The sequence below is a fragment of the Aquaticitalea lipolytica genome, from assembly GCF_014641635.1.
In the GTDB taxonomy this organism is placed as follows: Bacteria; Bacteroidota; Bacteroidia; order Flavobacteriales; family Flavobacteriaceae; genus Aquaticitalea; species Aquaticitalea lipolytica.
Map to the genome: position 1 here is coordinate 13,688 of NZ_BMIC01000003.1, position 15,845 is coordinate 29,532.

Genomic DNA, 15,845 nt, shown 5'->3' on the forward strand with positions numbered 1-15,845 from the left:
AAACAATATTATGAAACTAATAAAACAAACAAGAAAAAAACATAAACTTTATTTGAGTTTAGTTTTTTTGATGATAGCGTCAATAGCCTTAGTGTCATGTGATCCTTCTTTAAGTGCTTTAGAGTTCGATTTACCTGATGAAGGGACTATTGCAGATGCTACACCTCCAGCAGCTAATTTTTCTGCTACTCAAAGCACAATAGACTGGAGAATGTATAATTTTGCAAATTTTTCTACAAGCGCAACAACTTATGCTTGGGATTTTGGAGACGGAAACACTTCAACAGCTATAGATGGAGTTAATACTTATCCAGGAGAAGGAACTTATACAGTTACTTTAACTGCTTCTGATGCATTAGGTGTTACTAGTACCTATTCTGAAATTATTGAAGTGGTTGAGCCAGAAGCGGTAGCAGTTCCTGATCCAATTATAATCAATGCTGACTTTGATTTACTACCTAAATCTTCAGGTTCAGATTGTTCATGCGCTGGATGGATTAACAAAGATATTGGAGACCAAGGTGAGTCTAGTTCTGGTAATGGTGGTTCTAATAACGTTATTAAATTCGACAATAATGAACCAGATCATATATATCAAGAATTTGAAGTTACACCAAATTCATTTTACACAATGACAGTAGTTGTAGCCTTTCAGGGTTCGATAGGAGGATCATATCCTAGCTCACTAGAGTTAAGAGTTTTAGCGGGTTCTGGATACATAAATAGTTATATGCCAACATATTATACTAATACAGTAGACTTCCCACAAGAAGATTGGGGTTATACTTCAATTTCACAGGTTGAAATGGCTGCAAATAATCTTTTAAATGAAACAATTGTTCATCCTAACAATACAAGTTATAATGCTTATACCTTTATTTTTAATTCAGGGGCTAATGATAGCGTTGCTCTATTTGTAAGAGGTATAGGTGGACCTGCTACTGGTGGTGCTGGTGGTAATTTTGGATATAATAGTGGTGATGAGGAAATAAGAATGGATTCTGTAACCATTACTGCAAACAATTAAAAAGGAATAATTTAGTTTATGAATGCATTTAAGGCTTTAATTTTATTGATTGCTTTTAGTATTTCAATCAACGCAAGTTGTCAAAATAAAAAGAGAAACAAATATAAGTTGCCAGAAATAGATTTATCTCATTGGTCGGTAACAACTCCAGCTGTAGGTAAGAATGGTAAACCAATAAGTGTTGAACCTCCTGCTATTATGGAATATGGCACAAATGAAGATTTAAAGCCATATATGTATAACGATTCAATTAAAGGAGCTCTGGTTTTCTATGCATACCCAAGTGAAGCAACTACGGCAAATACAAAATATTCAAGATCAGAATTGAGAGAACAAATGGTTCCAGGTGATAATAACACCAATTGGACCTTTGCCCAAGGAGCTAATATGAAAGGGAAACTTCAAATGGATGAAGTAAGTAGAGGAGCAGATGGGAAATATCACAAAGTCATAATCATGCAAATACATGGTAGGTTAACTAATGAACAACGTGATTTAATTGGTCAAAAAGATAACAATGCGCCTCCAATTTTGAAAATATATTGGCAAAATGGAAAAATAAGAGTAAAAACAAAAATTTTAAAAGACTTGAATGCAACAGGTAATGACTTACTTCATGAAGAAATGTGGGACGATGATGAAGGGTTTAATTTTGAGCAAGAAGTTGGTTTTAAAAAATTCACACTAGAGGTTCAGGTTTCTGAAGGAAAAATGGTTGTTATATTGAATAACAGTGAATATAAAGTGTATGAAAATGTGCATATGAGAAAATGGGGAATTTTTGAAAATTACTTTAAAGCAGGGAATTATTTTCAATCAAGAGATGAAGGAGCATTTGCAAGAGTCAACTATTATAGTTTAGAAGTAACACATTAAGTTTATTTGATTAGTTTAAATTTATGCCTTTTTTGAGTTTTACTGGTCTAAAGCGGATCAGTAAAATTCAAGAAAATTGTTAAAGTTTTTTTTATAAATTTAACATTAAACCTGGTTAACCAATTATAGATTATGAAATTAGAAATACTTACTAAAAATGAAAGCGAGTACATACAGAAAGATATAATCTCAAAGATTAGAGACTTAATAAATTTAAAAAATCTTGAACCTGGCGATAAGTTGCCTTCAGAAAGAAGTCTTTCAGAAAAGTTTGGTGTAACTAGAAGTAACGTTAGAGATGCTATTCAAAAATTAGAACATTATGGTCTTTTAAAATCAATGCCACAAAGTGGCACGTTTGTAGCAAATATTGGTGTTATAGCTATGAATGGTATGATTGAAGATATTTTGCGTTTAGAAGAACCAGATTTTAAATCTTTAGTTGAGACAAGAATTTTGTTAGAGCTTAAAACAGCAAGACTAGCGGCTTTAAGAAGAACTAATGAAGATCTTGTTCAAATGAGAGAGGCTTTAGATGCTTACACAGCAAAAGTACTAAATGGCGAAAATGCAGTTCAAGAAGATTTATTATTTCATTTAGCAATTGCTAAAGCATGTGGCAATAGCACAATGAATACTTTCATGCTAATAATTACACCAGAGATTATTACCAACTTTGAAAAATATCATGTATGTGATAAAAATCAACCAGTTATTGGTATTAAAGAGCATGAGGCAATTTATGAGGCTATAAAAAAGCAAGATACTGAAGAAGCTAAGCAAAAAATGAAAGATCATTTTAAAGAGTTGTATAAGTATTGTTACAACATTTAAAGCTAAATCAATAAAATAATAAAAAGTAAAGTGCACAATTTACTTTTTAAAAAAAATAATAATGGAGGGAAAGTAAATTATTCAGTTAACAATCAGCTAACTGAAAATTAATCAATTTACTTTTAATCATAAAACCGATAAGAGTTCTCATGTATATGAGATTATTCTGTTGTTTTAAAAAATATAAAAAATGAAAGTAAAAGGATTAAGATGGTGGGTTATTGCTCTAATTGCACTTGCAACAGTCATTAATTACATAGATAGACAATCATTAAACGTGCTTTGGCCAGATATATCTGCTGAATTATATCCTGATAAATCAATGGATGAAAGGAAAGCAATATATGGATGGATTTCTTCAGTGTTTTTATTTTCATATGCTTTTGGTCAACTTATTTTCGGAAAAATATTTGATAAAGTTGGATCTCGTATAGGGTTCGTTTTATCCATTGGGTTTTGGTCTATTGCTACAGCTTTACATGCATTTGCTAATAGTGTTATGAGTTTTTCAATTTTTAGATCCATTCTAGGTGTGTCTGAAGCAGGTAATTGGCCTGGAGCAGCAAAAGCAAACGCAGAATGGTTTCCATCAAAAGAAAGAGCATTTGCCCAAGGTATTTTTAATTCTGGCGCAGCCATTGGAGGTATTGTTTCAATACCAGTAATCGCTTTTCTTACAATTTATTTAAGTTGGCAAATGATTTTTGTTGTAGTAGGATTGATAGGATTATTATGGTTAATCCCATGGGTAATATTCATGAAGGCACCACCAAATAAGCATCCTTGGCTTACTGAAGAAGAAAGAGCTTATATTTTGTCTGGACAAAAAAAGCAAGAAACAAAAAATGTAGAACCTTTAGAAGAAGAATATAATCCATCAACTGGAAAAATGTTATCTCATAAGGAAAGTTGGGGAGTAATTATTGCTTCTGCAGCTATAGATCCAATTTGGTGGCTTTTTGTTTTTTGGATTCCAATTTACCTAAATGATGTTTATGGATTTAATGTTCAAGAAATAGGTATTTACGGTTGGGTGCCTTATGTAGGTGCTATGCTTGGAGCCTTTTTTGGAGGTTTGTTAGCCCAAAACAGAATAAAGGCAGGATGGTCTATTAATAAAACCAGAAAAATGGTAATTACATTAGGATGTTTAATAATGCTACCTGCATTATTAATGTTAGCTAATCCAGGTGAACCAATTAATGCTGTAATTATAATGGCAGTAGTTTTATTTGGATTTCAAACAGCAATAGGAAACATACAAACATTGCCAAGTGATTTATTTGGAAAAAATACAGTTGGGACATTATCAGGGTTTGCAGGTATGTCAGCAAAATTTGCAGGAGTGGGTTTAACTATGTTAGTTCCTTTTTTGACATCAGGAGGAAATTATACTCCAGCATTTATTGTAGGAGCAGCTTTAGCTTTTATTGTAATGGCTAGTGTTTGGTTTTTATGTCCAAAAATTGAACCATTAAAAGCAAAAAATTAATATAAAATATTAAATAAATAGATTAAGTATGAGTGATTTAAACAGGAAAGTAGCTGTAATTACAGGAGCTACAGGAGGAATTGGTTTTGAAGTAGCAAAAAGATTGGGTAAAGATGGTTATACTGTTGTTTTAAATGGTATTGAAGATCAAGCAGGTGCTGAAAGAGTAAAAGAGCTAGAGAAACTTGGAATTAATGCAGAATATTATGGTTTTGATGTTACTGACGAAAAACAAGTAACTACAAACATCAATAGCATTGGAAAAAAATATGGTAGAATTGATGTACTTGTTAATAATGCAGGTGGACTAGGTGGAAGATCTAGATTTGAAGACATGACTACTGATTTTTACAGATTTGTTATGGCACTTAATTTAGATTCTGTCTTTTTTGCTTCAAGAGCTGCAATACCTTTCTTGAAAAAGGGAGATAATGCTTCTATTATTAACTTTACGTCAAATGCAGCATGGACTGCAGGTGGACCAGGAGCAGGTGTTTATGGAACATCTAAAGCAGGTGTTCACTCGATAACTAGAGCATTAGCAAAAGACCTTGCTGAATATGGAATCAGAGTAAATGCCGTATCACCAGGTACTATCGATACACCTTTTCATGCTCAAATAAAATCAACAAAACCTGAGGTTTTTGCTTCATGGAAGGATAATATATTATTAGGAAGACTAGGTCAACCAGAAGATGTAGCCTCAGTTATATCATTTTTAGCAAGTAAAGATGCATCTTTTATAACAGCTGAAACTATTCAAATTGGTGGAGGACAAGCTTTAGGAATTTAAAATTAAAAATTTAGTAATTCAAATAGTTTTATTTTTAAATAGATTCTTTTTTAAACCTTTAAGTTTAATTAATTTAGAAGAGTCATTAAATAATAAAACTATTTGGTTTTTAAGAAATTAAGATTAGTAATAAAATTCAAAAAATGAGCAAAGTAGTCACTTTTGGCGAAATTATGTTACGCCTTTCAACCGAACGCCATTTAAGGTTTTCTCAAGCAAAGATGTTTGCAGCTTCTTATGGTGGAGGTGAGTTTAATGTAGCAGTTTCATTGGCCAATTATGGCATTCCAGTTGAATTTGTTACGAGACTTCCAAAAAACGAAATTGGTGCTTGTGCATTAAAAGAAATGCGAAAGTTTAATGTGCAAAATCAAAATGTTATTTATGGTGGTGACCGATTAGGTATTTACTTTCTTGAAACAGGAGCTGGCACAAGAGGAAGTAATGTGGTTTATGATAGAGCAAACAGTTCTATGGCGACGATTGAAAAAGGGTCAATAGATTGGAAAAATGTTTTAAAAGATGCCACATGGTTTCATTGGAGTGGTATTACACCAGCTATATCAAAATCGGCTTCTGATGAATGTATGGAAGCTGTTAAGGCAGCGCATCAATTAGGAATAACAATTTCTTGTGATTTAAATTACAGATCAAAATTGTGGCAATATGGTAAAGCTCCAAGTGAAGTTATGCCACAATTGCTTCACTATAGCAATATTATACTTGGTGATATTGATACAGCATATTTTATGCTAGGTAAAGATAAAGTAGAACCTAATTATCAAGACTTAAAGTCGCTACCTGTGCTTTATGACAGGCTGTTTAAAGAATGTCCAAACCTTGAAATTGTAGCAACAACACTTCGTTATTCGGTAAGTGCTTCACATCAGCGTATAGGAGGAATTTTATATGACGAAAAAAAAATATTTAATGCCGATGTTAAAGAAGTTACACCAGTTGTAGATAGAGTTGGTAGTGGTGATGCATTTATGGGTGGATTGGTTTATGGTTTGGTAAATGATAAAAACAATAAGCAAAGAGCGCTTGATATTGCAGTGGCTGCTTGTTGTTTAAAACACACGATTTCGGGCGATTATAACTTAATAACCTTAGATGAAATCGAAAAATTAATAAGTGGAGATTTTTCAGGAAAAGTCTCAAGATAAAATAAAATTATGGCACAATTTACAAGAATTGAAATTGCTACACTGATGAGTACAACAGGACTAGTGCCTTTGTTTTATCATCATGATATTGAAGTAAGTAAAAAAGTATTAAAAGCTTGCTATGATGGAGGCGCTCGCCTTTTAGAGTTTACAAGCCGAGGTGATTTTGCTTTTGAAGTGTTTGCAGAACTTAATAAATATGCAATCGCAGAACTACCAGGAATGGCTTTAGGAGTTGGGTCGGTTACTGATGCAGCAGCAGCTTCATTATATATGCAGTTAGGAGCTAACTTTATTGTTACGCCTGTTTTGCGTGAAGATATTGCAATAGTTTGTAATCGTCGAAAAGTATTATGGTCGGCAGGTTGTGCTACACTTACAGAAATAGCAAAAGCTGAAGAACTAGGTTGCGAAATAGTGAAATTGTTTCCTGGTGATGCGTACAGTCCAAATTTTGTGAAAGCCATAAAAGGACCTTGTCAATGGACAAGTATTATGCCAACAGGAGGAGTAGAACCTACAAAAGAAAGTTTGGAGTCGTGGTTTAATGCAGGTGTTACCTGTGTTGGTATAGGATCAAAACTTATTGCTAAAGATAGTAAGGGAGTTTTTGATTATTCAAAAATAGAATCACTAACAAAAGCTGCAATAGCTCATATTAAAAAAATTAAAAGCAAGAAATAATGTATCAGTCTGCAATGACCCTTAAAAAAATATCAGTGCTTTCGGGCTATTCGGTTTCTACAGTATCTAAAGCATTAAATGACAAACAAGATATAAGTTTAGAAACTAGAGAAACCATTTTAAGTATTGCAAAAAAGCATAATTATGTGCCTAATTATTATGCAATCTCTTTAAGAAAACAGCAGAACAAAACCTTTGCTATAATTATTCCACAAATTTTCGACAATCTTTATGGAAGATTATTGTCAGAGATTCAAAGCTACACTTTTGACATGGGCTATCGATTGTTAGTTTTTCAGTCATTTACTTCACATAAAAAAGAAAAAGAATGTTTTAAACTAATTAACGACGGAAGTGTTGATGGAGCATTAGTACTATCAAGTTCAAGTAATACGTGCTTAATGGAAAAACTTCAGAATGAGAATACTATTCCAACTATTTTTTTAGAGGCAGAAAAAATCCAACTTGAAGAAGGTAATGTTAAGAGTTTAGCAAAGCACTATTTTAATGAGTTGCTTATAAAAGTACTTTAAGATCAATTTTAATTTTTTATAACACCTAAATTTAATTCTAACATAAGTTAATACTGCCTTCTAATATAACTTCTCTATAGCAGTTTGGCTTATAAATAACAGGTTATTCAAAAAAAATATTTTAGTTGTAAAGCTGTAATGTTTAATCTAGGGCATTTTTGGTTACATACCAACGCCAACCAATAAGAGCCATTTGTAGTTTTGTGGCTTTTGCTAAATCTACTTGTTGTTTAGATAAACTTGGTAAGATAACCTTATTAACTTTAGCTAAAATTTTGAATAATTGCTTTTTCATTTCACAAAAATAATAAAACTTATTCTAGAACTAAGTTCTACATTTTTGATTCTGTTTAATTAATCGAAAAAATTATATCGATTAGTAGTTTAGCAATTGTCATCATAATTTTAAGTTTTAATGATTAATAGGTTAATTTTTTTTGATTGAGTTTTCAATATATATTTTTAGTAATCTTACCTCCAAGAAATTCAATAAAAATTAATGTAATTGAATTTACATTTATAACTAAAAAGATGATAAGTATTTTAATAAAATATATATGGTCTTCAAATAAGTTTCAATTTTATATATAAAATTGATTATATATGTTAAAATGTAATATATGTAGGGCGTTTTCAGTGTGTTTTTTAATTACCAAGACAATATTCATTAATAAAACGACCATTTTTATAAACTTCATCTTTTCCTGTTGCTGCTAATCGTAATTTCTATTTAATTACATTAATGTTAAATAATCGATTTGTTTGTACGTTTTTTATCTATTGAATTTGTAGATGCTTACCTTTGTGTAAAATTGTATTTATGAAAAAAATAATTACACTTCTGTTTTTCTTTTCTATATCATCTTCTATGATGAGTCAATTAGTTATTAATGAGATTGATTGTGATACTCCTGGAATTGATGATAAAGAGTTTGTTGAACTAAGATCTGATACACCTAATTTTCCTTTAGATGGATATGTAGTTGTTTTTTTTAATGGCTCAGCTTCAGGAGGAGATACAAGTTATTTGGCTTTAGATTTAGATGGTTATGAAACTGATATTAATGGGCTTTTGTTAATAGGAAGTACAACGGTTAATCCGTTTCCGCAATATGTAATTGCACCAAATCTCATTCAAAATGGAGCTGACGCAGTTGCTATTTATCAAGCTGATGATTTAGATTTTCCTGATGGAACTTTAGCTTACGTAGACGCAAGTCTTGTAGATGTATTGTTGTATCAAACTAATGATTCAGATGGATTAGGATTAGTTGCAATTTTTTCTGCATTCGATTCAGGTATTCAAATTGAGAATGAAGGCCCAGGAAATAATACGAACTCTATTCAAAGAAATAATGATGGCACTTACTTTACTGGTGTGCCTACACCAAGACAGCTTAACGATGGTAGTGGAGTAGTGCTAAATGGAGTTTTAATTAGTGTAGCTCAAACAATGTATAATGAAGGAGAATCATTTAATATAGTTTTTACTACTGAGCAAAACGTTACAGCAGATCTTAATTTTTCACTAAACTTAAATAACGGAACTTTTAATACTTCAGATTATACAGGTAATACGTCTTTAACCATTCCAAATGGTCAAAACACAACGTCTACTACTATAACTTTAACCGATGATATTCTTGATGAAGGAGATGAAGAAATGATTATTAAATTATCAGGATTACCTCCAAGCTTTGTGTCTCTTAATAATAATTTACGAATTAGAGCAGTAGATAACGATTTTCAAGTGGCTGCTTTTGGTACACCAATAAGTCCTACCTATGGAGTTGTGGCAAGTACGCAACCAAATGGATATTATGATCCTTTAAATGGATTATCTGGAAGTAATTTAAAACAAGCGATGCAAGATATTATTGCAGAAGAAGGTGTTGTAAGAGCGCAAACGTATACAGATATTATTGATATTTTAAAAGAAGCAGACCAAAATCCAGCAAATAGCAACCAAGTTTGGTTAGTTTATAAAGAAATTGGACGTGCAAAATTAGATTATCAAACTACTTCAAATAGTATTGGTAAATGGAATAGAGAACATACTTATCCGCGTTCTAGAGGTGGTTTTAATAGTATAGATTTAGATGATATAGCAGATGGTAAAAATGTGTTTTGGAATACCACTGCAGATTCTTTACGACATGGAAACTCAGATGCCCATGCTTTACGAGCTGCTGATGGTCCAGAAAATAGCAGTAGAGGTAATCAGCATTATGGACAATATAATGGACCAAGTGGTACTTTAGGTAAATTTAAAGGTGATGTAGCTAGAAGTGTTTTTTATATGGCTATTAGATATAATAATCTTGCTATAGTTAATGGTTTTCCTGTGAGTACTGTTGGAGAATTAGGTGATTTAGCAACTCTTTTAGATTGGCATAGAAATGATCCTCCAGATGATTTTGAAATGAATAGAAACAATATAGTTTATACTTGGCAGTTTAATAGAAACCCTTTTATTGACTATCCAGATTTGGTTGAATATATTTGGGGAAATCAAGTAGGTAATGCTTGGGATCCATCATTAAGTATTAATGAGGTTTCAGATTTAAATATTCGATTATATCCTAATCCTGTAAAAGATAAATTATATATTTCTGGAATTGCAAATGAAACTCTTGTTGAAGTTTTTTCGGTCGATGGTCGCAAACTATCTGAAGTTGTAATAAACTCTGATACATCTTTAACCTTTAATCTCAATAACGGAATATATTTACTGAAGATGTTTTCTGAAGGAAAAACAATTACTAAAAAGATTGTAGTACAATAAAAAAAAAGCCCAGTTTTTTAAACTGGGCTTTTTTTATATAAAAGAGTTCTAATTTTTCTTTTTGGTAGTTATTATTATAACACCATCTTTTGCTTTTTTGCCATGTTTTTCTATTGCTTGTGTGCCTTTTAAAACATTAACACTTTCAATAGTATCTGGATTAATGGCATCCATTTCTTCTTTCGTTATTTCCTTTCCGTTTAGGAGGATTAATGGACTTTCGTCTTTACCAGTAAACACTTGAACTTTTTTGTCCTTTTTTTCAACAAATATAACTTCAACATCTTCATCCTTATCACTTGTCCAATTCACTTTATTCTTTTCTTTTTTTAGCCAAATAGTATCTTTACTTTGCTTGCCATCTTTATCTTTCTTGATAAAAATAATATCTTTTTTGTCATTATCATCTAACTCAATAATAGTTTCTTTGTCGTCATCAGAAGTAAAATGAAGCTTTTTTATCTTGTGTTTTTTCTCTTCTTTGCCATCTTTCATAATAATTATTTTTTCTTCAATAATTTCGCCTTCATCATTATCATCGCTAGAAAACACAAAAACATTACTGCCATTACCTGAAGATTGTATTTTATGGTTTCCATCTTCTGTTGTAAAAACATAGCCTTTTACATTATTTAAGCCAATTGTATTAATTGAGACATTATTATTTTCTTCATCAATTATTATGCTTATTGGCTTTATAGGATTATCTGTTGAAATTTGAAAATTGGTGTTAGTCTCATCTGAACTTATTTCAATTTTTATTGAAGTAATTTCACCTTTATCATTACGCTTAATACCTTTAAATTTAGATTCAAAACCTTTGCTTTTAAGTTCATTTTTTAGATTGTCAATATCAGCATCAGTAAAATCTTTAGTAATAACTAAGTCTTTGAGTAATGAAGAATTAGATTTAAAATTTAAATGTTCTGTAGAAGGATTATTTTCTGAAAGATTTTTTTTAACAAGTACTTCTTTAGTATTAAAGCTCATCATAAATAGCGCAATAGCAGGAAGAATTAAAGTATACTTCCATGCATTAAATTTTTTAGATTTTGATTTGTGTAACATAACGATTCGTTTTTTGATTAATGAATTATAGAAATTATTTGTAAGCATCAATTGATGATGCGGAATACTAGCTTTAAGGAGTAGTTTTTGATAGCTTTTTTCGCAATCTGATTGGTTTTGAGCAGTTTGATCTGCTATAAATTCTAAATTTTGTTGAAGCTCCTTTTTATACAACCATACAAATGGGTTAAACCAAAACAGAGTAGTTGCTATATGTGAAAGTAACATATCAATACTATGAAACTGATTTGCATGTACTTGCTCGTGCTTAATGATAAGTGTTAACTCTTCATCGCTAAATTGATTAGGGTTGTAAACAATCCAATTAAAAAATGAAAAAGGAGGTATATCTTTATGTGTTTCAACAAATATGTATTTTCCACTTGTGTATTTTTCATGCGAACTAACTAATTGAAGTAAAGAGAAAAATTGAATGAATAGTCGTCCAAAAAAGAAAATAACACCAGCGTAATAAGTCCATAATAATAGCTGGAACCAATCAAAGGGATTCTCTATAGTTTGTGCTACAATAGAGTCTGTCATAATAATGCCTTCGAAAGTTTGAGGCGAATATTCTATGTATATTGGAATAACTATTGTTGGGATAATTGATGCAACAACTAATCCGAGTAATAAAAACCAACGATTAGTTGCGAAAAATGTCTCACGTTGTAATAATAACTTATAGCATACGTAAAATATAACAACAATAGCACTTGCTTTTAATAGATAGTCCATAATTACTTTTTGTTTTCGATTAATGCAATTATCTCTTTTAGCTCATCCACACTTATTTTTTCTTCTTTAGCAAAAAATGACACAACGTTTTTGTACGAACTGTTAAAATAATTTTCAATAGCAGTATTCATAAAACGCTTTTTATATGCCTCTTTACTTATAATAGGGAAGTATTGGTGTGTTTTTCCGTAAGCATTATAACTTACATAACCTTTTTCTTCCAGATTTCTTATTATAGTAGAAAGCGTATTATAATGTGGTTTGTCATCTGTTATTTCTGCAAGCACGTCTTTTACAAAAGCATTTTCGAGCTTCCATAGAATGTGCATGATTTCTTCTTCTTTATTAGTGAGTTTTTGCATTGATGTGTTTTATTTAATAATTCAAACATATAACTATTTTTATAGTTATACAACTATGAGTGTAGTTATTTAACGAAATTTTTAGTTTTTATTATAAAATGAATGGAAATAGTATCTTCGCTGAAAATTATTTTTCATGAGTTTACTTTGGGTTATTTTAGGACTGATTTTATTAGTTATAGGAGGTGAGTTTTTAGTTCGTTCTTCAGTTGCATTATCTTTTAAATTTAATATTTCTAAGCTAGTCATTGGTATGACAGTGGTTTCGTTTGCCACATCAGCTCCAGAGTTACTCGTGAGTTTGCAGGCTGCATTAGATGGCTCTTCAGATATAGCTTTAGGAAATGTAATTGGTTCTAATATAGCAAACATTGGTTTAGTGTTAGGTATTACAGCTATAATTTCACCATTAGCTATAGATAAGAGTTTTTATAAGCTCAATTGGCCTATGATGATGCTTATCTCTGTTGTTTTGTATTTTATGCTTAGTAGCGGAAATGTGCTCGATTTTAAAGAAGGTTTAGCTTTATTTATTTCTTTAGTTATATTCTTATATATACTTATAAAAAAATCAAAAAGTGAAGCAACAGAAGTTGTTGAAGATATTGATGATGCATTAATGGAAACGTCAAACTTTAAAGTTGTCCTTTGGTTAATAATTGGTGGAGCGGCATTATATTTTGGGAGTGAATGGCTAGTTTTTGGAGCAAAAGAAATGGCATTGTCGTTAGGAGTTAGTGAGCGTGTTATATCTGTAACTATGGTCGCCATTGGTACAAGTGTTCCAGAATTAGCAGCATCTGTAATAGCGGCATTAAAAAAAGAAAAGGCAATTTCTTTAGGAAATTTAATAGGTTCTAATATTTTTAATATTGCATCGGTTTTAGGTTTAACGGCAATGATTCAGCCAATTTCTGTTGATAACCCTCAAATATTGTCTAGTGATATTTTTTGGATGATGGCTTTTTCTGCTGTTTTAATTCCGTTAGTATTTATCCCAAAAAGGTTTGAAATAGGTAGATATAAAGGGCTTATTCTTCTAGTTGCTTATGCAATTTTTATTTTTTTAGCTTTTACAGGAGAAAAATAAAGGGTATAAACAAGCATTTTATCGAATTGTTGACAACTAACCCTATTTTTTTTAGGGTATATTTTATTTTGAATTGATTTTTTGATAGATTTGCCCTATCAAAATTAAATCAAACTTAATAATTATGTCAACATTACGTTTTCACGCCATCAAAGAGACGCTTAATCGCAAGCCTCTTCATATTGAAGAGAATGAGCGTCGTTCAGCAATTTTCGGTTCTAATGTGTTTAATGAAGCAACTATGCGTCAGTATTTGACCAAGGTGGCTTACAAAAGTGTTATGGATGCTATACAGAATGGCACCAAAATAGAAAGAGTTGTCGCAGATCACATTTCTACAGGAATGAAAGAGTGGGCAATTTCTAAAGGAGCAACACATTATACGCATTGGTTTCAGCCTTTAACAGGTGCAACAGCCGAAAAGCATGATGCTTTTTTTGAAACTATAGGAGATGGATTGGCAATTGAAAAGTTTGGTGGAGACCAATTAGTACAACAAGAACCTGATGCATCTAGTTTCCCAAATGGAGGAATTAGAAATACATTCGAAGCTCGTGGTTATACAGCTTGGGATCCTACATCGCCAGCATTTATTTATGGTACAACGCTTTGTATTCCTACAGTTTTTGTTGCTTATACAGGTGAGGCTCTTGATTACAAAACACCATTATTAAGAGCGTTACAAGCTGTTGATAATGCTGCTGTTGCAGTTTGTAAATATTTTGATAAAAATGTAAAGAAGGTTAATGCTTCTTTAGGATGGGAACAAGAATACTTTTTAATTGATAGCGCTTTAGCAGCATCAAGACCAGATATAGTTTTAACAGGACGTACAATGCTTGGTCACTCACCAGCAAAAGGTCAGCAATTAGATGATCACTATTTTGGTTCAATACCAAGTAGAGCTTTAGCATATATGAGAGATTTAGAGACCGAATGTATGTTATTAGGTATTCCAGTAAAAACAAGACATAACGAGGTTGCACCTAACCAATTTGAGTTAGCACCTATTTATGACGAAGCTAATCTTGCGGTAGACCATAACTCTTTATTAATGGATGTTATGGATAAAGTTGCCGATCGTCATAATTTTAAAGTATTATTTCATGAAAAACCATTCGCAGGAGTTAATGGTTCAGGTAAACATAATAACTGGAGTTTAAGTACAGATACAGGAGTAAATCTTTTAGGTCCTGGGAAAACTCCAATGAGCAATCTTCAATTTTTAACTTTCTTTATTAACACAATTAAGGCAGTTAATGATAATGAAGAGTTGTTGAGAGCTGCAATTGCATCAGCAAGTAATGATCATAGGTTAGGAGCTAATGAAGCACCACCAGCAATTATTTCTGTATTTATTGGATCGCAATTAACTAGTGTTTTAAATGAATTAGAAAATGTAACTACTGGAAAACTATCTCCAGAAGAAAAAACTGATTTAAAACTAAATGTAGTTGGTAAAATTCCTGATGTATTATTAGATAATACTGATAGAAACAGAACTTCACCATTTGCTTTTACAGGTAATAAATTTGAGTTTAGAGCAGTAGGTTCTAAAGCTAATTGTGCTAGTGCGATGACTGTTTTAAATGCAATTGTTGCAAAACAATTAATCGATTTTAAAGCTGAAGTAGATATGCTTATTGAGAAAAAAGACATGAAAAAAGATGATGCTGTCTTTAATGTTTTAAGAGAGTATATCAAAAAATCTAAAAATATTTTATTCGAAGGGAATGGTTATGGTGATGCTTGGCATAAAGAAGCCAAAAAGCGTGGCTTAAGTAATAATAAAACAACACCAGAAGCATTAAAAGCTAAAGTTTCTAAAAAAGCAATTAGTCTTTTTGAAGATTTAGGCATAATGAATAAAATAGAGTCTGAAGCGCGTTATGAAATTGAAATGGAAGAGTACGTATTACGTATTCAGATTGAAGGACGTGTGTTAGGAGATATAGCTCGTAATCATATTGTACCTACAGCTGTAAAGTACCAAAATGTTTTAATTGAAAACGTAAAAGGTCTTAAAGAAATTTATGGTACTGGTTTTAAAAAACACGCAAAAGAGCAAATGGTATTAATTGAAGAAATTTCTGAGCATATCGAGTCAATAAACTCTAACGTTACTAAATTAATAAATGCACGTAAAACTGCTAATACAATTAGTGATATTGAAAAGAAAGCATTAGACTATTGTCATAAAGTAAAACCAATCTTTGATGATATTCGCTACCATTGTGATAAATTAGAGCTTTTAGTTGATGATGAATTATGGCCATTAACTAAATACAGAGAGTTGTTATTTACAAAATAATTAGTAAAACATAAGTTTGCAAAGCCTCGTTCATCGAGGCTTTTGTTATTTAATAGCCTACTTTATACGTATTTCTACGTATGTGA

General features: G+C 31.3%; 14 protein-coding genes. 11 read left to right on the forward strand and 3 right to left on the reverse strand.

Going from position 1 to position 15,845, the window contains the following annotated elements; all coding sequences use genetic code 11:
* The first annotated feature begins 10 nt into the window (after nucleotides 1-10).
* The 8 genes from IEW41_RS08930 to IEW41_RS08965 all read left to right on the forward strand — a co-directional run bounded on the left by IEW41_RS08930 (nucleotide 11) and on the right by IEW41_RS08965 (nucleotide 7,405).
* Nucleotides 11-1,027 carry a PKD domain-containing protein gene (locus IEW41_RS08930; RefSeq protein ID WP_188606011.1) on the forward strand — a complete coding sequence of 339 codons (1,017 nt, stop codon included), beginning with the start codon at nucleotides 11-13 and terminating at the stop codon, nucleotides 1,025-1,027.
* Nucleotides 1,028-1,045: 18 nt separating this feature from the next.
* Nucleotides 1,046-1,903: a polysaccharide lyase family 7 protein gene (locus IEW41_RS08935; RefSeq protein ID WP_188606012.1), complete on the forward strand. Its 858-nt coding sequence runs from the start codon at nucleotides 1,046-1,048 to the stop codon at nucleotides 1,901-1,903.
* Nucleotides 1,904-2,035: 132 nt separating this feature from the next.
* On the forward strand, nucleotides 2,036-2,737 hold the full coding sequence (locus tag IEW41_RS08940) for a FadR/GntR family transcriptional regulator (RefSeq protein ID WP_188606013.1): 702 nt from the start codon (nucleotides 2,036-2,038) through the stop codon (nucleotides 2,735-2,737).
* Nucleotides 2,738-2,927: 190 nt separating this feature from the next.
* A complete protein-coding gene (locus IEW41_RS08945) occupies nucleotides 2,928-4,229 on the forward strand; it encodes an MFS transporter (protein WP_188606014.1) in 1,302 nt (433 codons plus the stop codon).
* Nucleotides 4,230-4,257: 28 nt separating this feature from the next.
* Nucleotides 4,258-5,022, forward strand: a complete 765-nt coding sequence (locus tag IEW41_RS08950) for an SDR family NAD(P)-dependent oxidoreductase (protein WP_188606015.1) — start codon at nucleotides 4,258-4,260, stop codon at nucleotides 5,020-5,022.
* A gap of 143 nt (nucleotides 5,023-5,165) precedes the next feature.
* Nucleotides 5,166-6,188 (forward strand): sugar kinase, encoded by a 1,023-nt coding sequence (locus IEW41_RS08955; RefSeq protein WP_188606016.1) that lies wholly within the window; start codon nucleotides 5,166-5,168, stop codon nucleotides 6,186-6,188.
* A gap of 9 nt (nucleotides 6,189-6,197) precedes the next feature.
* Entirely contained in the window at nucleotides 6,198-6,872 is a 675-nt protein-coding gene (locus IEW41_RS08960; RefSeq protein WP_188606017.1) for a bifunctional 4-hydroxy-2-oxoglutarate aldolase/2-dehydro-3-deoxy-phosphogluconate aldolase, read from the forward strand.
* The gene (locus IEW41_RS08965) at nucleotides 6,872-7,405 is read left to right on the forward strand and encodes a LacI family DNA-binding transcriptional regulator (protein WP_188606018.1); all 534 of its coding nucleotides are present in this window, start codon (nucleotides 6,872-6,874) and stop codon (nucleotides 7,403-7,405) included. Before IEW41_RS08960 ends, IEW41_RS08965 begins: the two co-directional genes overlap by 1 nt.
* 142 nt (nucleotides 7,406-7,547) lie before the next feature.
* On the opposite strand, the gene IEW41_RS08970 is transcribed toward IEW41_RS08965, so the two are convergent.
* Entirely contained in the window at nucleotides 7,548-7,700 is a 153-nt protein-coding gene (locus IEW41_RS08970) for an SsrA-binding protein (RefSeq protein ID WP_188606019.1), read from the reverse strand.
* Nucleotides 7,701-8,225: 525 nt separating this feature from the next.
* On the opposite strand from IEW41_RS08970, the gene IEW41_RS08975 reads away from it, so the two are divergent.
* A complete protein-coding gene (locus IEW41_RS08975) occupies nucleotides 8,226-10,190 on the forward strand; it encodes an endonuclease (RefSeq protein ID WP_188606020.1) in 1,965 nt (654 codons plus the stop codon).
* A gap of 48 nt (nucleotides 10,191-10,238) precedes the next feature.
* Here IEW41_RS08975 and IEW41_RS08980 read toward each other — a convergent pair whose 3' ends face one another.
* Together IEW41_RS08980 and IEW41_RS08985 are read right to left on the reverse strand one after the other, a co-directional pair.
* Nucleotides 10,239-11,996, reverse strand: coding sequence for a M56 family metallopeptidase (locus IEW41_RS08980; protein WP_188606021.1), 1,758 nt, complete (start codon nucleotides 11,994-11,996; stop codon nucleotides 10,239-10,241).
* 2 nt (nucleotides 11,997-11,998) lie between these two features.
* Nucleotides 11,999-12,358 carry a BlaI/MecI/CopY family transcriptional regulator gene (locus IEW41_RS08985; protein ID WP_188606022.1) on the reverse strand — a complete coding sequence of 120 codons (360 nt, stop codon included), beginning with the start codon at nucleotides 12,356-12,358 and terminating at the stop codon, nucleotides 11,999-12,001.
* A 136-nt stretch (nucleotides 12,359-12,494) separates the two neighbouring features.
* On the opposite strand from IEW41_RS08985, the gene IEW41_RS08990 reads away from it, so the two are divergent.
* On the forward strand, nucleotides 12,495-13,448 hold the full coding sequence (locus IEW41_RS08990) for a calcium/sodium antiporter (protein WP_188606023.1): 954 nt from the start codon (nucleotides 12,495-12,497) through the stop codon (nucleotides 13,446-13,448).
* A 124-nt stretch (nucleotides 13,449-13,572) separates the two neighbouring features.
* The gene (locus IEW41_RS08995) at nucleotides 13,573-15,759 is read left to right on the forward strand and encodes a glutamine synthetase III family protein (RefSeq protein ID WP_188606024.1); all 2,187 of its coding nucleotides are present in this window, start codon (nucleotides 13,573-13,575) and stop codon (nucleotides 15,757-15,759) included.
* Nucleotides 15,760-15,845: the final 86 nt, after the last annotated feature.

Coding starts and splice junctions, on each gene's coding strand:
- IEW41_RS08930 (WP_188606011.1), top strand. CDS start 11: ATGAAACTAATAAAACAAACAAGAAAAAAACATAAACTTTATTTGAGT.
- IEW41_RS08935 (WP_188606012.1), top strand. CDS start 1,046: ATGAATGCATTTAAGGCTTTAATTTTATTGATTGCTTTTAGTATTTCA.
- IEW41_RS08940 (WP_188606013.1), top strand. CDS start 2,036: ATGAAATTAGAAATACTTACTAAAAATGAAAGCGAGTACATACAGAAA.
- IEW41_RS08945 (WP_188606014.1), top strand. CDS start 2,928: ATGAAAGTAAAAGGATTAAGATGGTGGGTTATTGCTCTAATTGCACTT.
- IEW41_RS08950 (WP_188606015.1), top strand. CDS start 4,258: ATGAGTGATTTAAACAGGAAAGTAGCTGTAATTACAGGAGCTACAGGA.
- IEW41_RS08955 (WP_188606016.1), top strand. CDS start 5,166: ATGAGCAAAGTAGTCACTTTTGGCGAAATTATGTTACGCCTTTCAACC.
- IEW41_RS08960 (WP_188606017.1), top strand. CDS start 6,198: ATGGCACAATTTACAAGAATTGAAATTGCTACACTGATGAGTACAACA.
- IEW41_RS08965 (WP_188606018.1), top strand. CDS start 6,872: ATGTATCAGTCTGCAATGACCCTTAAAAAAATATCAGTGCTTTCGGGC.
- IEW41_RS08970 (WP_188606019.1), bottom strand. CDS start 7,700: ATGAAAAAGCAATTATTCAAAATTTTAGCTAAAGTTAATAAGGTTATC.
- IEW41_RS08975 (WP_188606020.1), top strand. CDS start 8,226: ATGAAAAAAATAATTACACTTCTGTTTTTCTTTTCTATATCATCTTCT.
- IEW41_RS08980 (WP_188606021.1), bottom strand. CDS start 11,996: ATGGACTATCTATTAAAAGCAAGTGCTATTGTTGTTATATTTTACGTA.
- IEW41_RS08985 (WP_188606022.1), bottom strand. CDS start 12,358: ATGCAAAAACTCACTAATAAAGAAGAAGAAATCATGCACATTCTATGG.
- IEW41_RS08990 (WP_188606023.1), top strand. CDS start 12,495: ATGAGTTTACTTTGGGTTATTTTAGGACTGATTTTATTAGTTATAGGA.
- IEW41_RS08995 (WP_188606024.1), top strand. CDS start 13,573: ATGTCAACATTACGTTTTCACGCCATCAAAGAGACGCTTAATCGCAAG.